Raw genomic sequence first — 22,688 nt, forward strand, 5'->3', positions numbered from 1 at the left:
ACCTTTATAGTATATAGACGGATCCGCATTACAAAAAGTTTCAGCCTACAGCCAGAATTCGATCAGATGCTCTACCCTGTAGAACCAGACCGGATTCATATCCTTCACTTTATCATAGATATCTGTAAATATGGTCAGGAAATGGAACAGCATGGCCTGAATAAACAAAAGCAGAAACAGACCGTACAGAAGCTTCCATCGCTCCATACCCACGCTTTCTTCCAACGCTCCCAGCACCACCGGCACCACTGCCAGGTAAAACAGCCAGATTACATCCACCGTATAACGGGGAATCAGACCGCCAATCTGGATATCAATAAAAGCTGTCACAAGCCCCAGAATCAGAAACATCCACGCCCAGAGATACGCTTCCTTCTGCCGAATCAGCTTCTTACATTTCCACGGAATCAGACTGAGGAACAAAATCAGATTGTTGACCATGATGCCGCCGAAGCCGCTCTCAATGATGGCCTGGCCGTAAAACTGACTCTTCACCGCCACCTGCTCATAATAGGGAAATACGCCCGTAATTACCGGCGGCTGAAACAGCATGGTAAAATAGCCGAATACCGTCCTGCCCATTTCCAGCTTCCGCCTGGTCATATCCTGCAGGGTGAGATTGTAGGCGGCTCCGAAATCCGTGACGCTGCCGAAGCGAATCTGATTGTAATACATCAGGCCCGCCGCCACCAGAAGCACCGGAAACGCAAAGGCAAATAAATCTAATACCTTCTTTTCTTTCAGAACCTTTCCCTGTCGAATCGCAGTTCCGTACAGCGGCAGCGCCAGCGCGCTCACCAGCACCAGCTGGGGTCTGCAGCCCGCAATTAGCGCAATCAGAAAAGAACCTGCCGCCATTTCCAACCGATTGACCCGTTCCCCTTTCAGCGATTTCATCCAGAAAGCCAGTCCCCAGACGCCGCAGGCCATGCCCAGCATCAATGGGATGTCATAGAAGGTGGGATATCGGTAAAAGCTCCAGACACCGCTGCCATTGGCAATCAAAAGGCTCAAAAGCAACCAGACCGAATAGGACGTATTGCGATACCATTTTTTTACAATTTCTCCAAGTAATACAAATACACCGGCCATAAACAGGCTGCAGGACAGCCAAACTGCCGTAAGCGTCGAAAAATCCGCGCCTGTGAGCAGATAACAGGGCAGGAAAAACAGAAGCTCCGGTACGACTCCAAAATAGACGTAATAATGTTCCCTGTAATAAGCGGTATCCCACATATAGCTCTCATCCGCATTTTCCATCATCGCGCTCCGCATCCGGTAATCGTAAGGGTTCTCCAGGGATTTTAATGTCTCACCCGGCTCTATTTCAAGCCGTGTCTCGCCCTTCGCCAGGGAATGGACCAGCAGCTGGTACTGGGTCATCCAGGTCATGGTGGGCGCCTGCTCCACCGCCGTCAGATTCTCCTGCTGCACCGCAAAGGCCGCCGCGAATTCCAGTCCGAGAAGCACTGCCGCAAAAAGAACTCCCTTATAGCCGCATTCCACATATTTTTTCCGGTGAACCTCCGAAGACGGGCGCAGATACCAGCCAGCGATAAGCAGCCCCCATACAGCCAGCAGTCGCGCCAGAGAGAAGAAAAACGGCACGGACACATTGCCGCTGATGTCGGAAATCCGAATGAGCTGTCCTTTGGACGCGTGAATGATAATCAGCATTTCCGGAGAGCTTCCGCTCAGATGCAGCCGCATATACTGGCTTTTTTCCACACCATTTACGATCTTACGTTCCGGCAGACGAAAATATTTTTCATTGGCCTCGTCCGACGCCTTCACCTGAACACTGACAGCCCGGTCTTCCGGTGAAACCGGATTTTCCACACGCATATCAATCTGAATATTGTAAAGCTTCTGCTGTATATTGAGCAGTTCGATACAGGATGTCTCCTCTCCATTCTCCGCTGTAACACGATACAGGCTATCATTCACCTGCACCAGGCCTTCGCCCAGTATCTGCTCCTCAAAATTCCTATGCTCGTCCTTCCACAGATATGCTTCCCAATGTCGGAAATTAAATACGAATATTTCCAGAAGAATGCCCACTAAAATCAACAGTAGCGGCATCAGCCATCTGCTTTTCTTCCACTCTTTCATCCTTTGTATCTCCCTCACTCATATATGTTTTATTATACCAGATCTTCTTTTTCCTGTTTATAGAATTTTTATAAACTTTACGGAATTTTTGTTAGCACTCGCCTGCTTAGAGTGCTGATTTTCTATTGACTTTTCCGTTCCGCCGCGTTACAATATTTATCAGTTACGAAACATACTTACTTAAAGGAGTGAACGAAAATGGCAAATACACATGGAAGTCTTTCCATTAACAGCGAAAATATTTTCCCGATTATCAAGAAGTGGCTCTATTCCGACCACGACATCTTCTTCCGCGAGCTGATTTCCAACGGCTGCGACGCGATTACGAAGCTTCATAAGCTTGCCCTGATTGGTGAATACAACTATCCGGAAGGCCACAAGGACAGCGTCCGCGTGATTGTGAACCCGGAAGAGAAAACTCTGAAATTCATCGATACCGGACTTGGTATGACCGCAGAAGAAGTCGAGGAATACATCAACCAGATCGCATTTTCCGGAGCGGCTGATTTCCTGGAGAAGTACAAGGATAAGGCCAATGACGACCAGATCATCGGTCATTTCGGACTGGGCTTCTACTCCGCATTCATGGTAGCAGACGAGGTTCACATCGACACCCTTTCCTATCAGGATGGCGCGAAAGCCGTTCACTGGGAATGCGATGGCGGTACCGAATACGATATGTCTGAGGGAACCCGTACTGAGATCGGTACCGAGATTACCCTGTTCCTGAACGAGGACTGTCTGGAGTTCGCCAACGAATACCGTGCCCGCGAGGTCATCAGCAAGTACTGCTCCTTCATGCCTGTAGAGATTTTCCTGGAGAAGGCAAATGCGGAACAGGAATACGAAACCATCGACGAGTCCGAGCTTCGTGACGACGACGTGGTGGTCGAGCATATTCATGAGGACGCCAAGACGGAGGAGATCGAAAAAGAGGACGGCACCAAGGAGACCAAAGAGGTATCCCCGGCCCGGGATCGGGTCAAGATCAACAAGCGTCCTGTTTCCTTAAGCGATATCCACCCGCTGTGGACCAAGCACCCCAATGAGTGCTCTGATGAGGAATACAAGGCCTTTTACCGCAAGGTGTTCCAGGATTATAAGGAGCCTCTGTTCTGGATTCACCTGAACATGGATTATCCCTTTAACCTGAAGGGTATCCTGTACTTCCCGAAGATCAATACGGAGTATGACTCCATCGAGGGAACCATCAAGCTGTACAACAACCAGGTATTTATCGCCGACAATATCAAGGAGGTCATTCCGGAATTCCTGATGCTCTTAAAGGGCGTCATCGACTGTCCGGATCTGCCGCTGAATGTATCCCGAAGCGCCCTGCAGAATGACGGCTTTGTAAAGAAGATTTCCGATTACATCTCCAAGAAGGTAGCAGACAAGCTGACCGGTATGTGCAAAACCGATCGGGAAACCTATGAGAAGTACTGGGACGACATCAGCCCGTTTATCAAATTCGGCTGCCTGAAGGATGAGAAGTTCTGTGACAAGATGAGCGATTATATCCTGTTCAAGGATCTGGACGGCAAGTATCAGACTCTGAAGGATCTGGTTCCGGAGGAGGAGGCCGCCGATGTGGACGTGGTAGAAAACCCGGACGACAAGCAGGAGGATACCGAGGAGAAGGAGCCGGAAAAGACGACCATCTTCTACGTAACCGACGAGGTACAGCAGAGCCAGTATATCAATCTCTTCCGCGAGGAAGGCAAGAACGCTGTCATCCTGAAGCACAATATCGACGCTCCCTTCATTTCCCATCTGGAAATGAAGAATGACAAGATCAAGTTCCAGCGGATCGACGCAGATCTGACCGAGGACTTCGTGGAAGCCACCGACGAGGCAGAGCTGAAGGAGACCACCGATTCCCTGACTGAAATCTTCCGGAAGGCTCTGGGCAATGACAAGCTGGACGTGAAAGTAGAGAAGATGAAGAACGAGAATATCTCCTCCATGATTACCCTCTCCGAGGAAAGCCGCAGAATGCAGGATATGATGAAGATGTACAGCATGAACGGTATGGATATGGGCATGTTCGGCGGCGGAGAGACCCTGGTTCTGAACGCGAACAACAAGCTGGTTCAGTACATCCTCGCGCACAAGGACGGCGAAAACGTCAACCTGTTCTGCGAGCAGCTCTACGACCTGGCCATGATCAGCCACCAGCCGCTGGCTCCGGAGAAGATGACGAAGTTTATCAGCAGAAGTAATGAGATTATGATGTTGCTGGCGAAATAAATTACTAATTCACTTACAAAAGAGAGACAACAGATGAATGTTCTGTTGCCTCTCTTTTTCAACTCTGACAAAATAATTTCTTTATTCAGCATATTAGTAACTATCCAGTCCTTGACTTTTTTTCTATATCCAAATATAATTGTATTATAAACCAATATATTTATATTTGAAAGGAGTGTTTTTATGGCTACAAGTGTAATGCAAGTGCGTGTTGATAATGAACTGCGTACCCAGGCTACCGCTGTCTACGAGGAGCTAGGCATCGACCTTCCCACTGCCATCCGCATGTTTTTAAAACGTTCTGTTGCTGTGAACGGCGTTCCATTTTCCATGACGCTGCCCAGACAGGACTACAACGCCGAGCGGGCAATTCGCGCCATGCAAAGCCTGAGTGAAGCTGCACAGCAAAATGACACATCCGATATGACATTGGACGAGATCAATGCTGAAATTGCCGCATCCAGAGCCACCCGGGCAGCAAGAACTGTTCAGAATGGAGTGTAACTATGAAATACTATGCTGTCCTTGACACAAATGTGGTTGTTTCCGCTTTATTTAATTTTTCCTCCGTTCCCGGTATGATTCTGCAGGAAGCGCTCGCAGGCCGTGTGATTCCTTTGTTGCATGAAGATATTCTGGACGAATACAAAGAAGTTCTACATCGTCCTAAATTTAAATTTGATCGACATAATATCGAACTCATATTGACAGGCTTAATTAAACGGAGCATCTTTTTGGATGCAGCTACCACTCAGGAGTCCATTCCTGACCCCGATGACGCAATTTTTTATGAAGTCGTTATGGAAGCAAGGAAAAACGCTGACGCTTATCTTGTAACCGGCAATACTAAGCATTTCCCAGTTAAGCCTTATGTGGTGACTCCAAAAGAAATGTTGGATATTCTGAATGAAAATGAGACTTAAAGCTATGATACTTTCCAAAAGAGAGACAACAGATATGATCTGCTGCCTCTCTTTTTCAGTTCTGGCAAATGTTATAGCTCTTCGCCATTCGTCTCAATAACTCTCTGATACCAGTAGAAGGAATCCTTTTTCCTGCGCTTACCACTTCCCTGCCCCAAATCGTCCAGGTCTACGTGAATATAGCCATAGCGCTTGCTCATCTCCGCGCTGGAGCTGGACACCAGATCGATGGGACCCCAGCTCAAGTAAGCGAGAATTTCCACTCCATCCTTTACGCACTCTTTCAGCTGCGCAATATGCTTACGCAGATAATCGATGCGGTAATCGTCGTGGATACTGCCATCCTCTTCTACCTTATCCAACGCGCCAAAACCATTCTCCGCAATCATCAACGGCTTTTCATAACGATCCCAATACTGGGACAGACAGTTGTAGAAGCCCAGTGGATCCGCTCTCCACTCCCATGGCGTCGGATCCAGATACGGGTTCTGGCAGGTATCAAAGGGCTTCATGGTATTTTTCTCTGCGTCTACGATACCGCTGTAGTAATAGGAAATAGCCAGGAACTCCATCGTATTCTTTTTTAACAGTTCCTCATCTCCGTCTTCCATCCGGATGCAGATATCATGATCCTTGAAATAACGAAGCGCGAATACCGGATACTCGCCTCTCAGCTGCACATCGGTGAAGAAATACTGCATACGGTTTTTCTTCATTGTCATGACCACATCGGCAGGCTTGCAGCTCGCCGGATATGCCGTGCCATCAGCAACCATGGTTCCCATTACAGCGTCCGGATCAATCTCTTTTGCCAGCGCCACCACCTTCGCACCGGCAATAAACTGATTATGTACCGCCTGATACATTAATTCTTCCATCTTTTCCGGCGCCGCCTGATCATCGTAGATTCCCAGGCTTCCGAACTGCACTGTGGGCACCAGGTTTACCTGATTGCATACAATCCAGTATTTTACTTTTCCCTTGTACCTTTTTAATAACACCTCTGCGTAGCGCACAAAGAAATCAATCATTTTCCGGTTCGCAAAACCGCCATATTCTGTCACCAGATGCAACGGAATATCGTAGTGCGACATGGTGATAATCGGCTCCATGCCGTCTTTCTTGATCTCGTCAATCAGACGATCGTAAAACTCCAACCCCTTTTCATTCGGTGTCTCTTCATCGCCGTTCGGGAAGATCCGGGACCAGGAAATACTGGTGCGGAACGCGCGGAAGCCCATTTCCTTCATCAGTGCCAGATCTTCTTTATAGGTATGGTAAAAATCAATGCCGTGGCGTTTCGGAAAATAGCTTTCTTTATCCTCCATCGCTGCCTTAATAGCCGCCAGCGTTCCTCCGCCTTCTTTTTTGATGTGCGCCCGATCCAGGTGCTTGTCAAAGGCATGGATATCGGATGTGGACAGCCCTCTGCCATCCACATCATACGCGCCCTCTATCTGGCAGGCCGCCACAGCGCCGCCCCACATAAAATTCTCCGGAAATCCGGTCGGTACTTTTTTCATTACTTCTCCTCCTGCTTTCTCAATCCAACTCCGTTCCCCTGGACTGAATCACTTTCTGATACCAATAAAAGGAATCCTTGCGCAGACGGGCGCATTCCTTCGGATCGTCGTCTGTACGGTCCACATAGATAAAACCGTAGCGTTTTTTGACTCCGTTGCTGGTGGATAACAGATCCACTGCGGACCACGGACAATACGCCAGTACCTCCACGCCATAATCCATGGCTCTTTTCATGGCCTTGATATGATCCCGCAGATACGCAATCCGATATTTATCGTGGATATGTCCGTCCTCAGTCAGCGTATCATAAGCGCCCAGACCATTTTCCGTAATCATCAGGGGCTTATTGTAGCGCGTATAAATATCCCGGAAGATATATTCCAGACCAGTCGGATCGATGGCCCAATCCCAGTCCGTCGTATCCAGATTCGGATTTTTACACATCTCATAGAAACCGGGGTGGGTTTCAAAGCCGTTCATATCGCCCTTTTTACCGGACCAGTTCACGCCGCTGTAACGAATCTCTTTTCCTTCTTCCATCGGACACGCCTTCGCGCATTCGCTGGCATAATAATTCAGTGCCAGGAAATCGGAATAGCCTTCTTTAATCAGCTCCATGTCGCCTTCTTCAATCACTGGTGCCAGTCCATGCTCCTCCAGATAAATCATCGCGGATTTTGTATACATGCCCTTGAAATAGATATCCAGATAATAGGCGTTGCGCAGGTCGTGGGCGTTCTGGGCCGCCATCACATCCTCCGGCTTCGACGTCAACGGATACACCGGCGCGTAGCCAAGGGCCGCGCCCACCAGTCCGCCCGGTACCAGCTCGTGAACCAGCTTGCAGGCAATGGCGTGGGCCAGATTCATATGATGGTTGATCTGGTAACGCAGCTGATTATTTCCCCGCAGTTCTTCCGGAATATAGCACTTCTGTGTCCAGAACTGTACAATGATGCTCTGTTCGTTGATTGTGGTCCAGTATTTGACCTTATCCTTAAATTCATTGATAATATAGCGGGCATAATACGCGAAGTCATCCACCACTTGACGGCTCAGCCATCCGTTATACTTTTCCACCAGCGCCCAGGGCAAATCATAATGGTAAAGCGTCACGATAGGCTCGATCCCGTTTGCCCGCAGTTCGTCGATCAGATTACGATAGTATTGGATACCGGCCTCATTGACCTCGCCGACACCGTCCGGGAATACCCGGGACCAGGCGATGGAAAAGCGGTAGGCCGTAAATCCCATCTCTTTCATCAGCGCCACATCTTCTTTGTAGTGATGATACTGATCGCTGGCAATATCCGCCGTGGCAAATCCACGCTTTTCATAATTCTCTTTATTGATCACGTCCTGCTGACTGGCCTTCTTGCCGTCTTCATAGGCGGCGCCCTCTACCTGATAGGCGCTGGTAGCGGCACCCCACAAAAAATTATCGGGAAATGCTTTGTTCATACTCTCTCCTCTTTGTCTCACTTTGTTTTTTCTTCTATAATCTTCAGAATATCGACCATTTCCTTCGCCATACGCAGCTCGGAGTGAATGGTCATCAGCGTATCTTGCGCATGAGCAAACAGAAGAGAAAACTCATAACTCTCGCCGCTCGCTTCATTCTGGATGATTTCTGTCTGCGCCTTGTGCGCCAATACGAATGCCTTTTCCGCTTCCTCCATCAAAGCTTCCGCTTTCTCAAAGTCAAATCGTTTTGCTTCCTGCAGGCCCTCTGTCACCTTGACTCTGGCGTCTCCCGCATGCAAAATAATCTGCATCGCCACGGATATTAATTCATTTTCTTCTGCAAATTCGCCCATTGCAATTCCTCCTATGTCATATAACGGCTACGCTTCTGCGACAGCCTCTTCTTCCAGCTTCTGCTTCTCATATGCCTTAAAGAACGGATACCAGATCGCCAGGTAAATCACGAACAGGATCGCCCACCACAGCAGCGCGCGGATATCCTCCGTAACCATCACACTGCAAATCGGAGCCGGAATCTGTCCCACCTGAATCATCTTGGACGGGATGTTCAGCAGACCGGTACTCATCAGAATCCATACGTACACCGGTCCCACAACGGAATTGATCCAGGCCGGAAGCATCAACAACGGATTAAACACAACCGAAGCGCCGTACATCACCGGCTCATTGATATTAAAGATGGACGGAGCGATAAAGATACGTCCCAGTGTCTTTAACTGCTTGGATTTGGAAAAGCACATTAAAACATTCAGTCCCAGTGTAGCGCACATGCCGCCCATGGTAACAAAGGCCAGTGTAAAGGTGGATTCGCTTGTCACGATGTTGGTCGCAATGCCTCCTGCGGCAACCGCATCAATGTTCGCCTGAATACCAGCCATGAAAATCGGCGTTGTAACCGCTCCGAACATCCAGCTGGAGATACCCATGGTATAGAAGAACGCCGGAAGCAGGCAGCACAGAATAAAGCCCGGAAGCGTCTGTCCGATGTTCGCGATGGGCATGAATACAGAAATAATCGCATTATATAAATTGATATGCAGAACATGAACCAGAATCATCGCAATTCCCAGGGAAACCACGTTCGGCACGATGGTATTGATCCAGGCTGTTACGAAATCCGGAATGCTGCTGTCCTGTAAAAAACGGAGTTTTCCCCAGTTATGGAAGATCACTGCCACATACAGACCGACTACCATACCAACGGCGATTCCCGAAGGTCCCAGGTTCGAAAGCAGTGCGGAAATGCTGTCCGCGCTTTCTCCCACCGGCATTGCGACCATCAGCAGGATTCCGATGGAAGTGATTCCCGCATTGATGACATAAGCCGGATGATTCAGTTTCTCCATGCACTGATTTGCCATCATAAATGCGACGATCAGGGTAATGACGCCGAAACTGTAATTCAGAATCGGTGATAAATCCGGAAGCGCCGGTATAAACGATACAAATACGTTATAGAAATAAATCAGGGATCCGGTTAAGATAAACGGAATAATCTTCTGCATACAGCTTGAGATGGCCGACGGCCAGGGTTTGCTGAAAAGTTTGTTCATGGTTGGCGCGAAGGATTCCGACAGCCATTTCATAATATTTTTCATTTGTAAAATGTCCCCCTTTTTCAGTAGTCATTCAGTAGTCTCTTTCTGCTTTATCTTGCACATTTTCTCCTGATAGGGTATAATAGGCAGAAAGAAGTCTTACGCAATTTTTGATTTCTTTTAAGGGCTAAGATGGCGGTCTTAGCTCTTACTTTTGTTTTGCCAGTTCCATAGCAATCTCCAGAATCCGCGCGCCGTCCAACGCTCCATACACATCCTGGGGTATCACGGCTACAGCCACCCCATACGGCTTCGCCAGATCCTGAAACTTGTCCAGATCCACTGCGTAGTGCGGTCCCAGAAGCAGGACATCAATGGAGGATAAATATTCCGCTACTTCCGATTGACTTCTCGCCTCTATGCTGACTGCCAGCTTCTGCTTCTTTGCGACCTTCCGCGCGTTGCTTGCCAGAAATCCGCTGGACATTCCCGCGCCGCAGCAAAGCATTACCTTCAGGTTTTCCATGTTTCTTTCTCCTTTCTTGTTTTTGTCTGTGTCCACAGTATACCTCACGAAATTCTTTTTTTCATCCTGTCTTTTGCACCCTGACGGGCAATTAAAAAACTCTCCGTTTGCCCCTTAAAGTGAAAAAAAATGGTTGCTAAGCCAAATCGGACTTTTTATAATATAAGAAGCTTGTTTTTATATACGTACTTAAACAGTGTAAAAAACGAAGTACCTGTTTTTGCACCTGTATGTTATAGAAAAAGGAAAGGAAGAGAACTGTTTATGAAAAAGAAACAGCATGATCTGCTGAAATATCTCTTATCCCAGAGCAAACCCATAACCAGTACAGAAATCGCCAACGCGCTGTCCATCTCCACGCGTTCTGTAAAGAATTATGTCAGCGATATCAATTCCTTATACAATACCAAGCTCATTCTGTCCTCCAGAAACGGGTATGAACTCAACCGTCAGGCTTCCTCTCTTCTGACCCTCGACAACAGCGAGAGTATTCCTCAGACCGGTGAAGAGCGCGCCTTTTTTATCATCAAAGAACTGATTCTCTATCATACCTCACATCTGGATTTATTCGAGCTATGCGAAAACCTGTGTATCAGCTATTCCACGGTAAAGGCCGTGATTTCCAAAATGAATAAAGCCTTTTCTACTTATGGCGTGGAGTTTCTCTGTGAGAACGACTGTCTGTATATCAAAGGGGAAGAAAAGAATAAGCGGAAACTTATCAGCTATGTCCTCAGCGAGGAATCCAAGAACTGCTTTATCACCCTGCAGCAACTGAAGCAATGTTTCCCTGACCTGGATATCGATCAGTTACATAACATTGTCGTCAGCTCCTTTAAGGCGCATAACTTTTATCTGAACGATTTTGCCACCGCTAATTTACTGCTGCACATCGTCATTATTATCGATCGGAAGCTCAACGGCAACCCGTTAGATTCCAGCGCATTTACCTTTTCCATAAAAACTGAACAGGAAAACGCGTTACTTCAGCAGCTGATAGCGGAATTGGATTCTCTGTTCGGTATTTCGCTGAATTCTTATGAGCGCTATGAGATTTATATGCTGATCAAAGCCAACGCCAACTATTCCATCGTGGACTCAAAAGCGGAGCTTAAAAGTCTTGTAGGCAATGAAGTCATATCCCTGACGGAATATTATATCCGACAAATCAATACCCTTTATTTGATTGATTTATCCGATGAATCCTTTGTGACTCCGTTTTCCCTGCATTTGAAGAACCTCCTGTTCCGACTGCGCAACGGACAGAATATCGCGAATCCACTGACAAAATCCATTAAGCTGAACAGCCCGGTGGTCTTCGATATGGCAATTTATATCACTCTGGATATCATGGAACGCTACCATTTCTATGTCTCAGAGGATGAAACAGCTTTTCTGGCCATGCATATCGGCGCGGAGATTGAACGTCAGACTATCAACCGTTCCAAAATTCCCACTGTATTGTTGTGTCCGGAATACCGTAATCTCGGCGTGGACCTTCTGAACAAACTGTTGCTGAATTTCGGAAATCAGATCAATATCGTGTCCAGCGTCCACAGCGAGGAGGCTTTACAGTCCCTGGACATCTCGTCCTTCGGTCTGTTGTTCACGACTGTTCCGCTGTATCACACCTATGACTGCGATACCATTCAGATTTCACCGTTCAATCTGTCGCAGCAATACAGTGTCATTCAGGAAACCATTGTCAACAGTCAGAACCGTTATAAGAATCATAAGCTGAAGACCAACTTCCACGCTTTCTTCGAAAAAGATCTGTTTGTGGCCAACACGAACATGACAAGCAAAAATCAAATTCTTACCTATCTCTGTGATCTTTTGCAAGTGAAGCGTTACACAGACGCCGGCTTCGAAGAAAAGGTCTACAAGCGGGAAAATGCCTCTACCACCGCCTTCGGCCATATTGCCATCCCCCATTCGACGGATATGGACGCCATCAAAACCAGCATTGCCGTCGCCGTCAGCAAGAAGGGCTTTCAATGGGACAACAATACCGTCCATCTGGTATTTCTTCTGGCTATCAACAAGGCGGATAAGAAAACATTCCGGGAATTGTATGAATCTCTGATTTCACTGTTCAGCAACGATTCTATCCTGCAGGAGGCCCGCAGCTGTACCACCTTCGAGGAGTTTGAGACCCTGGTCTACAGCAACATCAATCAAGAATAAAGGAGCACCTTATGAATAAAAAAATCATATTTGCCGACATCGACGGCACCTTATTTGACCATGAAACCGGGAAAATTCCGGCATCCGCATGCGAGGCGCTGCGGCAGGCCAGGGAGAACGGGCATCGCATCTTTCTGTGTACCGGGCGGCCTCTTCCTGATATTACCGGGGATCTGCGCCAGCTCCCCTTAAGCGGTATGGTGCTTGCCTGCGGTGCGCATATCATTGCAGAGGGCGAGACTATCTTCGAGCAGAACTTTCCCACCGGGGATCTGAAGCGGCTGATCGCTTTTATGCAGGAGCACCACATCGAATTTAAGCTGGAGGGCAGCAGGCGAAATTATCTGACTCCCCTTGCGTATTCCCTCTTTCAGGGAATCTTCACGGAACAGCCGGATGACAGCGAACTGGCAAGGGCCGCTATGGCAGACGTAGGGATGTTTCCTTTTTCCGACATCGCAGAGGCAGACCTCGGGCAGATTCTGAAGCTCTATCTCTTTTCGAAAGACCCCAGCGCCCTCGAAGCGCTGAGTCAGGCTCTGCCGCCTCATATCCAATGCTTTCTCTATGAAAATATGGAGCGTGACCTCGCCAATGGCGAAATTACGCTGCGCAATATCACGAAAGCGGCTGGCATCGACCGGGTGCTTTCGTTTTATGGGGATTGTGGGCTGAAGGATACGATTGCGCTGGGCGACAGCCTGAACGACATGGAAATGATTCGCCACGCGGGCGTCGGCATCGCCATGGGAAATGCCGTGGATGCGTTGAAAGAAAACGCCGATTACGTTACAAAGGATATCGCAGACGACGGGTTCGCGCACGCTCTACGACAACTGTGTCTGATATAAGATTCCTGCGTTTTTTCAAAAAACTCCCGGGTGAATCAACTCACCCGGGAATTTTTATATACTTTTACAATTTTGCAAACTTCTCATACAACGGCACCAGGCACTGATAAGCCTCATCAAAGATGGGCTTCAGCTCCTCATAGGCCTTCTGGTTCTCTTTCTTGGGCTCCACATGCTTCTCAAACTTCAGGAAGCGCTTGATCTCGTCGAAGCTGTCGAAGACGCCTACGCCGACGCCTGCTATAACCGCCGCGCCGATGGAGGTGGCTGCTTCTACGCAGTCGGGCATGTCGAAGTCCACGTTCAGGACGTCTGCCAGAATCTGGGAGACTACCTCGCCCTTGGCTCCGCCGCCGGTCAGGTTCATGCGCTCGATCTTGGCCTGCTTGCGGTAAGCCTTCAGAATCAGCTCCATGTTCATGGCCACGCCCTCGATGACCGCGCGGATGTAATCCTTCTTTTCATGCTCCGGCTTAATGCCGAGGAAGGCCGCGCTGGTGTTCGGGTTCCATCTGGGGCTTCTTTCTCCCAGCATATAGGGCAGGAAAATCAGGTTCTGAGCCCCTGCCGGGGATTTTTCAATGAGCTTGTTCATCTCATCATAGGACATACCATCGCACAACGCACGGCGGATGTAAGCATAGGAACTTCCTGCAGCCTGCATGGTTCCGCAGGGCATGTATTTGCCCGGAATGACATGGGCGAAGCAGAATACGGTCTTGTCCGGATCAATGAAAGGCTCGGTGGTGGTTCCGCCAATCCATGCTGAGGTTCCGTAGGTCAGGTAGAACTCGCCGTCCCTGATGCAGGCCGCGCCCACCGCAGATACCGGGCCGTCGCCGCCGCCGCAGACCACAGGAGTCCCTGCCGGAAGTCCGATTTCACCGGCTACCCTGTCCTGAATATAGCCTGCCACATCGATAGAGCGCTTTAAGGCCGGCAGCTTCTCCCTGTCAATGCCTGCCGCATTTAAAATCTCGTCTGACCACTCCAGTCTCCGAAGATCCAGCGCCTGGGTGCCGGACGCGTCGGAATAATCGGTCACAAACTCACCGGTCGCTCTCTGGATAATATAATCCTTGGCCTGCAGCATTTTATAGGTTTTCTCATAGACCTCCGGCTCATTGGCTTTCAGCCACATCAGCTTCTCAATGCTGTAGCTGGCAGCTACCCGGTGTCCGGTAATCTGATAAATCCGGTCGGCGCCGATGGCGTCCTCCAGCTGCTTCGCCTCTTTTACCGCGCGCATATCCGCCCAGATCATAGAATCCCTGAGGGGTATTCCGTTCTTATCCACCGGCAGGCAACCCTGCATCTGGGCGCTGAAGGACATGGCCGCCACACGGCTTGCGTCTTCCCCTTCCAGCACTGCCTTTGTGGCCTCGCAGACTGCGTCCCACCAGTTTTCCGGATCCTGCTCCGCGTAATTGCCATTAAAAAAGTGTACGTCATAGGACGCCGTGTAGCTCCGCACCTGCCGTCCCTCCGTGGTAAAAAGCGTCGCCTTATCCCCCGATGTACCCAAATCGTGGGCGATCAGAAACTGTTCCATTTTATCTTCTCCTCCTTGTAGTCGTGGTAAACCCCATTTCTGGTTTCTATTATACCCCCTTGCATGTGCTTCTGTAAACCTCTTGAAAAGACCTTTCTGTTTTTATTGACAACTTTTCAGCACTGTACTATGCTTTTTTTAGTGTGTTTTTCACAAAAGAAAGGATTTATTTTATGAGAAATAACAAGTTTCATTCTGCTCGGGTACTCTCCTATTTCCAGGCAGAATGGAAGGTACTGCTGGCCGTCACGGTGTCGGGCCTTATCTACAATCTGGGCCTGCTGGCCGGTCCCTGGTTCGAGGGAAAAATAGCGGCCTGCCTCATTGATATTTTAAATGGGAAGAAGTTCTTCTCAGATATGCTGGCGCTGGTCGCAGCCTATGTGCCTGCCATCGGTGTGGTGCAAATCGCCCGCTATATTAAGCGCTTCTACGTGCGCCGCTTCGCCAACAATGTAAACCGGCGGATGAAGCATACCCTCTACAGCAGTCTGGTGCAGAAAAGCCGCCGAGCACTCTCCGAGGAAGGAGCCGGAAATGTAATGACCAAGGCTATTCTGGACGTAGATGACTGTGCCGAGGGCATGCGGAAATTCACGACGGAAATCTTCGATACCGGCGTGGCGCTGCTGGCCTACGCAGGCATGCTGTTCTTCTACGACTGGCGGCTGGCTCTGATTAGCCTCATTTTCCCACCGGTTTCCTATGTGATCGCGGAGAAAATGAAGGTCATCGTCCAACGGACCGGCGCGGCTTTCAAGGAGCAGTCCGGACATTTAAGCGCCGCCACCCTTGACCGGGCCACCAACGCCGTAACCTACCGGGTCTTCGGCTGCGAAAGGGAACGCTCCGAGGCTTACGAGGCAAATCTCTCCGCTTACGAGCGCTCCGCCGTCCGGGCCAACATCTGGAACGCTTCCCTGCCGCCCGTGTACCGGATTATCTCCATGGCCGGACTTATGTTCATCCTGTATTTCGGCGGTCGAAATGTGCTGGGCGCGGGCTGGACAGCCTGGAATATCGCAGCCTTCACCACCTTTATTTCCTGCTTTACCAGGCTTTCGGTGAAGTCCTCCAGCGCCGCCAAGCTCTTTAACGCAGTACATAAGGCGCAGGTATCCTGGAAGCGGATCAAGCCGCTCATGTACGCACCGGAGACGCCTGCGACGCCGGAGACGGGCGCGCCTTCTGCTCTTACCGTGCAGGATCTTGGCTTTTCCTATCCCGGAAGTAAGGGGTTATTTACAAACATTTCCTTTTCAGCCATTCCCGGACAGATTATCGGCGTCACCGGGCCGGTAGCCTGCGGGAAATCCTCCCTTGGCAAGACCTTTTTATGTGAATATCCTTATCAGGGCAGCATCCATCTGGGAAAGGAAGATCTTACGGAAATGGACGAACGAACCCGGCTCGGGAATATCGGGTATCTTGGACATGATCCGGAGCTTTTCAACGATACCATCGAGCAAAATGTCCGGATGGGTGATGCGGGCGACGCCTGGGAATACCTGCGTCTGGTCTGCCTGGATGAAGAAATCCGCAGGATGCCGGATGGCATAAAGACCTTGGTGGGAAATGGCGGTGTGCGGCTTTCCGGCGGCCAGGCCCAGCGACTGGCGCTGGCCCGGACCCTCTGTCATAAAAAGCCTCTGCTGATACTGGACGACCCGTTTTCCGCCCTTGATCGGGATACGGAGAGGCGGATTTTCGAAAATCTGCGGGCTTACGCGGCGGATTCGGTGGTACTGCTGATTTCCCATCGGCTCTATCTGTTCCCGGAGATGGCGCAGGTGATCTGGTTGAATGAGGGACACGCGGTCGTGGGAACCCACGAAGAGGTAAGAGAGAAAGTACCAGAGTATGCACAGCTTATCTCTATGGAAGCCGAAACAACTCAAGGACAGGAGGTATAAAACCATGCAGCATGCAAAAAAAGGAAACGAGGTATCTCCCGTCTGCCAGATTATTCTATCCACCCTGGCCCGGCACCGGCTCCTTGCCCTCGGCATTCTGCTCTCGGTCTGCGGCGCTATCCTGACTGCCCTGGTGCCGCCGCTGGTGCTGGCACGCATCATCGACACCCTGACACTGGGAACCCTGCCCCCGCTCTTTCTGGTTCTGTTCTATTTCATCATGCTGACCCTTACCGGACTTCTGGAATCTGCAAGAGAGGGCCTTCTGACCGTCTGTGGCCAGAAAATTACCCACGCGCTTCGCAGCCGCCTGATGGGTAAATTTGTCCGCCTCTCCGCCGAAGATCTGAACCGTCAGGAGCCTGGCGCGGTAGTCTCCCGCTTCGTGGGCGATGTGGATACCGTGGAGAACCTTTTCACTTCCGGAATCATCAGCATGTTCGCAGACGCCTGTAAGATTATCAGTATCCTGGTTGTCGTCTGGTTTCAGACGAAGGGCCTCGCTCTGATTTTCCTGCTGCTTCTGCCCCTTCTCTTTCTTTTTACCCGGCATGTGCAGAAAAATATGCTGGCTGCCCAGATCGAAAACCGGAGAGCCGTCAGCCGCGCCTCCGCCCATGTGCCGGAAACCCTGCACAACATCCGCACCATTCAAACGCTGGGCAAAGAGCGCTATATGGAGCAGCAGTATGACCGTTATATCGGCGACAGCTACCGGGCCATGGAACGGACGAATTTCTACGATGCCATTTACTCGCCCATTATCCTGATTCTGAACGCAGTAGTCGTGGCCGCCGTTATGTTGCTGTCCGCCTCCGGAGGCCCCCGGATTCTGACACTTTTCGGTATGTCTGCCGGTACCGCCGTGGCTGTCATGAACTATATTTCCCAGATCTTCTCCCCGGTAGAGAGCCTGGGCATGGAGATTCAGACCATTCAGTCGGCGATGGCGGGTATCCACCGGATACAGGAATTTCTGGAACTGCCGGAGAAGGAACGCCCGGAAACCGGTGCTTCCGATTCTCCCGCTTTTACTGAAAATGGGGGAAGGGCGGCTGCCGACGCTCCCATCGTGGAATTCCGTGACGTTTCCTTTGCCTACGAGGATGGCAATCCCGTTCTGAAGCACCTGAACCTGACCGTCGAAGCCGGAGACCAGCTGACGCTCCTGGGCCGCACCGGAGCCGGAAAAAGTACGCTCTTCAAGCTGCTCCTGGGTCTTTACCGGCCCACCTCCGGACAGGTCCTAATTCACGGCGTCCCGGCGGCCTTCATTCCGGAAGCGAGACGCCGGAAGCTCTTCGGCTACGTGGAGCAGTCCTTCCACATGGTTCCCGGAACCGTGCGGGACCAGATTACGCTGTTCGATCCGGCCATTTCCGACGAAGCCGTCCGAAAAGCGGCAGAGCTGACCGGCCTCTCCAACACCATTTCCCATCTGGAGCAAGGCTATGATACCCCCTGCGCGCCGGAGCTCTTTTCCCAGGGCCAGTGGCAGCTTCTTTCCATCGCACGGGCAGCCGCTTCCGACCCGGACCTTCTGCTGCTGGACGAAATCACCGCCAACCTGGATGCGGAGACCGAGCAGCATGTACTGCGGGCCCTGCGCCGTGTCTGTGCGCACCGCACCGTGCTTTCCATCTCCCACCGTACCTCGGCAGAATTTGGACGCACCTTCACTCTTCACGGTAACGCAGATATTCCCGAAATTTAAGGCAGGCTATCCAGCCTGCCTTTCCTCACAGAAGATTAAATTTTAAGCTCCGCTATGGCTTTTCCAAGCGCTGCCGTCTCCACCGGCTTCACCACATAGCCATCCATACCGGCTGCCAGGGCTGCCCTTCGATCTTCCTCAAAAGCATTGGCCGTCATGGCAATGATTGGTATGGACGCTTTGGCGTCAGGAAGTGCCCGAATGGTCTTCGCCATCTCATATCCATTCATCCGCGGCATCTGAATATCCGTCAGGATCAAATCATAATACCCTTCCGGCACCTCCCGAAGTTTCTGAATTGCGCAGACGCCATCCTCCGCAAGGTCCACCTCCGCCTGGGCGTCCGCAAGCAGCGTCATGGCAATCTCCGCGTTCAGCACATTATCCTCCGCCAGAAGAATTCGTTTTCCCGAAAGCATAAGTCTGTCCGTGGAGGCTTCCTTCTGCTTCAGATCATTTTTCTCCGCAATCCGGCAGGAAAGTAAAACTGTGAACCGGGTTCCTTTTCCCTGCTCGCTTTCTACCAGGATGCTTCCGTCCATCATATCCACAAAGGACTTCACAATTCGCAGTCCCAGACCTGTTCCCTGAATTCCGCTTTCCGATGAATTCCGTTCTCTTGTGAATTCCTCAAAAATGTGGGGTAGATATTCCGCGCTGATACCGATGCCGCTGTCCTCTACAATCCCGCGAAACTGCGCATATCCAGCTTTCTCAGAGGGCAGTTCTTCCATTGTCAGGCAGACATTTCCTCCTGCAGGCGTATATTTCACTGCGTTACTCATGAGATTCATCAGAATCTCCCGCAGCTTCATGGCGTCGCAATAGATATAGGGATGCGTCACACGCATATGCTTTTCCAGCTTCAGATGCTTTCTGACTATCTCATCATTCAGAAGCATATCAATGGTATCTTCCAGCTTCCGCATATCCCAGACCTCTTCGCTTAAGCTTTCTTTTCCGCTCTCAATCCGCGCAAGCTCCAACACATTTCCGATAAGACCAAGCAAAAACTGACTGGCCTCTTTCAGCTTCTTCAGATATCCAGCGGTAAGCTCCTTCTCCCCCCAGTGGGTCTCCATCAGATTCGCGTAGCCGATAATCGCGTTCATGGGCGTCCGAAGATCATGGGACATGGCAAAGAGGAAGGCTGATTTGGCCCGGCTCCCCTCCTCTGCCTGCCGCAGGGCGTTTTTCAGAACCATCATTTCTGAGATATCCACAAAGGTGGTAAGGGCAGCCCGCTCCCCGGTCGGAATCTGCACAATCTTCGTCTTGGCCACAATATGGCTCTCATTGGAACTGCCTTTTCCGATGATACACTCGTAATCCACGGAATCATCTTCTTTCTGAAGCTTTCTCAATCTTTCCACCGTCCCCGGTTTCGGATAGTATACGCTCCGCAAGGCATTCCCGATTTTTTCCTGTGCATCACCTATATTCTTTATCCCGTACATGCGAAGTGCTTCCGCATTCATATGGACGACCCGGTGATCCGGTATGGTATAGGCAAGAATTCCACAGCTCTGTATATCCAGAAGCTCACGATAATAATCCTCCCGGCGTTCCCGATCCCTCTGAAGGCTCTTATTCATCTCCTTCAGCCGCCGCTCCATCTCCCGTTCCCGCTCCAGCCTTACGGTTTCAGAGATATCCTGATGCGTCCCCATGGTATAGATAAAGCCCTTCTCCGACATGTCCCGCACACCGCCGCAGCGCACGATCATTTCCCCTTTTAAGGGGTGCAGATACCGGTATACAATCTCTGTCCGTACTTCCGCCAGTTTATCCGCATATTCCTGAAACATGGACATATCTGCCGGATGCACATGGGCGATATGGAACCGGAAGCGCTCCTCCGGCGTCACATCCCCGGTCACACCCAGCAGCTCGTCCATCACTGCGTCCGCATAAAAACGGGTCGGTTTTCCTTCCTCAAATTCCACCCGCCACAGACCGATCCGGACCGCGGAAAGTATCATCTCAGCATCTGTCTCATTCAGCTGATTCATATAAAATCCCCCTCGAATACACGATGATTTTTCGCGTCTTTCGCTAAGATTATCATAGTATATCCGAGGGGGATTTGCAAGCCAGTCACTCCTCATTTTTTACTTTTTCAGGCTGCCCTTCCGGATATTTTCCTGAAGAATGCGATCGGTTTCTTCATAGAGCCGTTCGGAACCAAGCCGGGTTTTCCGCTGTCTTCCGTAGACCTGCTCCGCCGATACGTCATGCTCCTTCCAGTCTCCGCCGCCATTGCTGTTGTTCAGGAGCAACGGCTGCAGGTTGTCCATGGCATGGGCAAATTTGGACTCCGGGGTTGCAAATTCTTCAAATTCATCAAACAATTGCATCAATTCCTGCTTCTGTTCATCCGGAAGCAGAGAGAAAATACGCTCCTTAGCCGCGTTCTCCCGGGCTTTCTGGGTCTTCAGGCCCTCCGCGTCGTAGGCGTAGGTGTCGCCTGCGTCGATTTCCACGATATCGTGAACCAGGCACATGAGCATGACCCGCGCGATATCCACCGGTTCGTTGGCGTACTCCCGCAGAACATAAGCCATAATCGCCATATGCCAGGCATGCTCCGCGTCATTCTCATTTCTCCCGTGTCCGGACAGGTGGGTCTGTCGGAAGATATTTTTCTCTTTATCGATTTCCAGGGCAAACTCGAGCTGTTGTTTCAGGCGTTCATCCATGAGTTTTCCACTCCCTTACTTCCATAAATATCGGTATTTATCCATCTGCAGATATAAAATTGTCTCTTCACGATTTCGGATTTCTTCTTCATATTCTACCGTATCTGCCAGTAATACTACAGAAAAACAGAATTTTTATAAATTTCTACTCACCCAGTCCGCCAATGTCGGGCCTGCCTCAGCCGCCATGCTTCCATGTACGGGCAGTCCCTCTTTCACTTCCGCCGTCGGACAGAGCTTCTTGATCACGCCTTCGCTCCGGCCCATGCCGCTTCCTTCGTTGGTGCAGAAGGGCAGAATCTTCTTCCCTGTAAAATCAAAGGCCGTCAGAAATGTGGTGACCGCCTGCGGCATGCTTCCACAGTAATTGGGATAGCCCAGAACGATCGTATCATAGGGTTCGATACTCTCCGGCAATTTTTTCAGCTCCGGGCGCCTCTTAATGGTCATATCCTTCATGGCCTGCGCCACACATTTTTTATATTTGTCCGAATAGGGCTCTTTCATCTCGATTTTGAAAAGATCCGCCTCGATAGCCTTCTTAAGCTCCTTTGCGCAAATTTCGGTATTGCCCACTTCTACGCTTTTGATTTTACCTCCGAAATAATTTTCTCCGGCTCTGGAGAAATAAGCGATTAAAATATGGTTCATAGCTTTACTCCTTTTTATTCTTTATTTGTATTGATAATTCCTTCTATTACAAATACGGTATACAAAAAAATGCGGTATTACCAAAATTCCGACTCCAGCTGTCAGACTTTCTTTTACACAGCTTATATATTGCACTGTTTCCAGTATAATCCTCAAGGACATAACATGTAAACAGATAAAGTATAATTTTGATACCTACAATTCTTTAACACCTAACTGGTATTATAAAGTGTTACGATAAAATCCGCAATGCCTTGATTTTACTACAGTTTTGGCAAGTGAGCTTTCCCTTAGACTTTCCCTTATGTTATATCCTTTTCCCTTGTGTTACGACACCTCATAAGGGCAAAAACAAGGGAAGCAAAATCCGGTAACAGCTAATAACATTATATAAATCACATAATCGGCTGGAACTGGTCAAGATGCTTCTACAACTGAAACAGATAAGAGAAAGGACTTTGCAATATGAATATCGTTCATGCAGAATATAATAAATATCACAACATCATAGACATCAATTATTACAATGGCTACATACTTCGGATTGACTGTGGCAAGGCAGAAGATGGATTGATTACTACTCCTAACTCTCAACGAATGTTGGATGCACTGGCGATTGACAATCCACTAGAATATGCCCGTTTGTATCTTGATTCAGAAATGCAAGATTGGGTGAATGCGATGAATATGGAATGGTATAGCACTTGATAAAAGAACATAAAAATGAGAAGAAATCTGTCAAAAGTATTTCTATAAAATACGA

19 protein-coding genes are annotated in these 22,688 nt (G+C 49.7%); 8 read left to right on the forward strand and 11 right to left on the reverse strand.

From position 1 onward, the window contains the following. Window positions 1-45: 45 nt before the first annotated feature. Window positions 46-2,112: a hypothetical protein gene (locus ACESZP_RS11740; protein WP_499709095.1), complete on the reverse strand. Its 2,067-nt coding sequence runs from the start codon at window positions 2,110-2,112 to the stop codon at window positions 46-48. 198 nt (window positions 2,113-2,310) lie between these two features. Between ACESZP_RS11740 and htpG the strand changes: the two genes are divergently transcribed. The 3 genes from htpG (at window position 2,311) to ACESZP_RS11755 (ending at window position 5,285) form a co-directional block, all read left to right on the forward strand. Then, window positions 2,311-4,362 carry a molecular chaperone HtpG gene (gene htpG / locus ACESZP_RS11745; protein WP_499709096.1) on the forward strand — a complete coding sequence of 684 codons (2,052 nt, stop codon included), beginning with the start codon at window positions 2,311-2,313 and terminating at the stop codon, window positions 4,360-4,362. 183 nt (window positions 4,363-4,545) lie between these two features. After that, window positions 4,546-4,866, forward strand: coding sequence for a type II toxin-antitoxin system RelB/DinJ family antitoxin (locus tag ACESZP_RS11750; protein WP_178039532.1), 321 nt, complete (start codon window positions 4,546-4,548; stop codon window positions 4,864-4,866). 2 nt (window positions 4,867-4,868) lie between these two features. Further along, on the forward strand, window positions 4,869-5,285 hold the full coding sequence (locus tag ACESZP_RS11755; protein WP_178039531.1) for a putative toxin-antitoxin system toxin component, PIN family: 417 nt from the start codon (window positions 4,869-4,871) through the stop codon (window positions 5,283-5,285). 71 nt (window positions 5,286-5,356) lie between these two features. Here ACESZP_RS11755 and ACESZP_RS11760 read toward each other — a convergent pair whose 3' ends face one another. The 6 genes from ACESZP_RS11760 to ACESZP_RS11785 form a co-directional block, all read right to left on the reverse strand. Then, window positions 5,357-6,808, reverse strand: coding sequence for a glycoside hydrolase family 1 protein (locus ACESZP_RS11760; RefSeq protein WP_349165455.1), 1,452 nt, complete (start codon window positions 6,806-6,808; stop codon window positions 5,357-5,359). Window positions 6,809-6,827: 19 nt separating this feature from the next. After that, on the reverse strand, window positions 6,828-8,270 hold the full coding sequence (locus tag ACESZP_RS11765; RefSeq protein ID WP_178039529.1) for a family 1 glycosylhydrolase: 1,443 nt from the start codon (window positions 8,268-8,270) through the stop codon (window positions 6,828-6,830). A gap of 17 nt (window positions 8,271-8,287) precedes the next feature. After that, window positions 8,288-8,626 carry a PTS sugar transporter subunit IIA gene (locus ACESZP_RS11770; protein WP_349165454.1) on the reverse strand — a complete coding sequence of 113 codons (339 nt, stop codon included), beginning with the start codon at window positions 8,624-8,626 and terminating at the stop codon, window positions 8,288-8,290. 27 nt (window positions 8,627-8,653) lie between these two features. Beyond that, the gene (locus ACESZP_RS11775; protein WP_499709097.1) at window positions 8,654-9,799 is read right to left on the reverse strand and encodes a PTS transporter subunit EIIC; all 1,146 of its coding nucleotides are present in this window, start codon (window positions 9,797-9,799) and stop codon (window positions 8,654-8,656) included. Then, a complete protein-coding gene (locus ACESZP_RS11780) occupies window positions 9,747-9,923 on the reverse strand; it encodes a hypothetical protein (protein WP_499709098.1) in 177 nt (58 codons plus the stop codon). The genes ACESZP_RS11775 and ACESZP_RS11780 overlap by 53 nt, the downstream gene beginning before the upstream one ends. 117 nt (window positions 9,924-10,040) lie before the next feature. Continuing rightward, a complete protein-coding gene (locus tag ACESZP_RS11785; protein WP_178039526.1) occupies window positions 10,041-10,358 on the reverse strand; it encodes a PTS sugar transporter subunit IIB in 318 nt (105 codons plus the stop codon). 264 nt (window positions 10,359-10,622) lie between these two features. Between ACESZP_RS11785 and ACESZP_RS11790 the strand changes: the two genes are divergently transcribed. Beyond that, window positions 10,623-12,545: a PTS sugar transporter subunit IIA gene (locus tag ACESZP_RS11790; RefSeq protein ID WP_178039525.1), complete on the forward strand. Its 1,923-nt coding sequence runs from the start codon at window positions 10,623-10,625 to the stop codon at window positions 12,543-12,545. Between the two features lie 11 nt (window positions 12,546-12,556). Next, window positions 12,557-13,396, forward strand: coding sequence for a Cof-type HAD-IIB family hydrolase (locus tag ACESZP_RS11795; RefSeq protein ID WP_178039524.1), 840 nt, complete (start codon window positions 12,557-12,559; stop codon window positions 13,394-13,396). Between the two features lie 64 nt (window positions 13,397-13,460). On the opposite strand, the gene xylB is transcribed toward ACESZP_RS11795, so the two are convergent. Further along, on the reverse strand, window positions 13,461-14,948 hold the full coding sequence (gene xylB, locus ACESZP_RS11800; protein ID WP_499709099.1) for a xylulokinase: 1,488 nt from the start codon (window positions 14,946-14,948) through the stop codon (window positions 13,461-13,463). Between the two features lie 173 nt (window positions 14,949-15,121). Here xylB and ACESZP_RS11805 point away from each other — a divergent pair, with 173 nt between their 5' ends. After that, window positions 15,122-16,861, forward strand: a complete 1,740-nt coding sequence (locus tag ACESZP_RS11805; protein ID WP_499709100.1) for an ABC transporter ATP-binding protein — start codon at window positions 15,122-15,124, stop codon at window positions 16,859-16,861. A 4-nt stretch (window positions 16,862-16,865) separates the two neighbouring features. Then, complete coding sequence (locus tag ACESZP_RS11810) at window positions 16,866-18,575, forward strand: ABC transporter ATP-binding protein (protein WP_499709101.1); 1,710 nt, start codon at window positions 16,866-16,868, stop codon at window positions 18,573-18,575. Window positions 18,576-18,610: 35 nt separating this feature from the next. Here ACESZP_RS11810 and ACESZP_RS11815 read toward each other — a convergent pair whose 3' ends face one another. From ACESZP_RS11815 to ACESZP_RS11825, 3 genes are all read right to left on the reverse strand, one after another. Next, a complete protein-coding gene (locus tag ACESZP_RS11815; protein WP_499709102.1) occupies window positions 18,611-20,587 on the reverse strand; it encodes a hybrid sensor histidine kinase/response regulator in 1,977 nt (658 codons plus the stop codon). Window positions 20,588-20,686: 99 nt separating this feature from the next. Beyond that, window positions 20,687-21,274 (reverse strand): HD domain-containing protein, encoded by a 588-nt coding sequence (locus ACESZP_RS11820; RefSeq protein ID WP_440322444.1) that lies wholly within the window; start codon window positions 21,272-21,274, stop codon window positions 20,687-20,689. 135 nt (window positions 21,275-21,409) lie between these two features. Then, entirely contained in the window at window positions 21,410-21,925 is a 516-nt protein-coding gene (locus ACESZP_RS11825) for a flavodoxin (RefSeq protein ID WP_499709103.1), read from the reverse strand. Window positions 21,926-22,390: 465 nt separating this feature from the next. Here ACESZP_RS11825 and ACESZP_RS11830 point away from each other — a divergent pair, with 465 nt between their 5' ends. Continuing rightward, window positions 22,391-22,633, forward strand: coding sequence for a DUF6061 family protein (locus ACESZP_RS11830; protein WP_008397019.1), 243 nt, complete (start codon window positions 22,391-22,393; stop codon window positions 22,631-22,633). The last annotated feature ends 55 nt before the right edge of the window (window positions 22,634-22,688 follow it).

The organism is Candidatus Dorea massiliensis AP6 (genome assembly GCF_964245105.1).
In the GTDB taxonomy this organism is placed as follows: domain Bacteria; phylum Bacillota; class Clostridia; order Lachnospirales; family Lachnospiraceae; genus Laedolimicola; species Laedolimicola intestinihominis.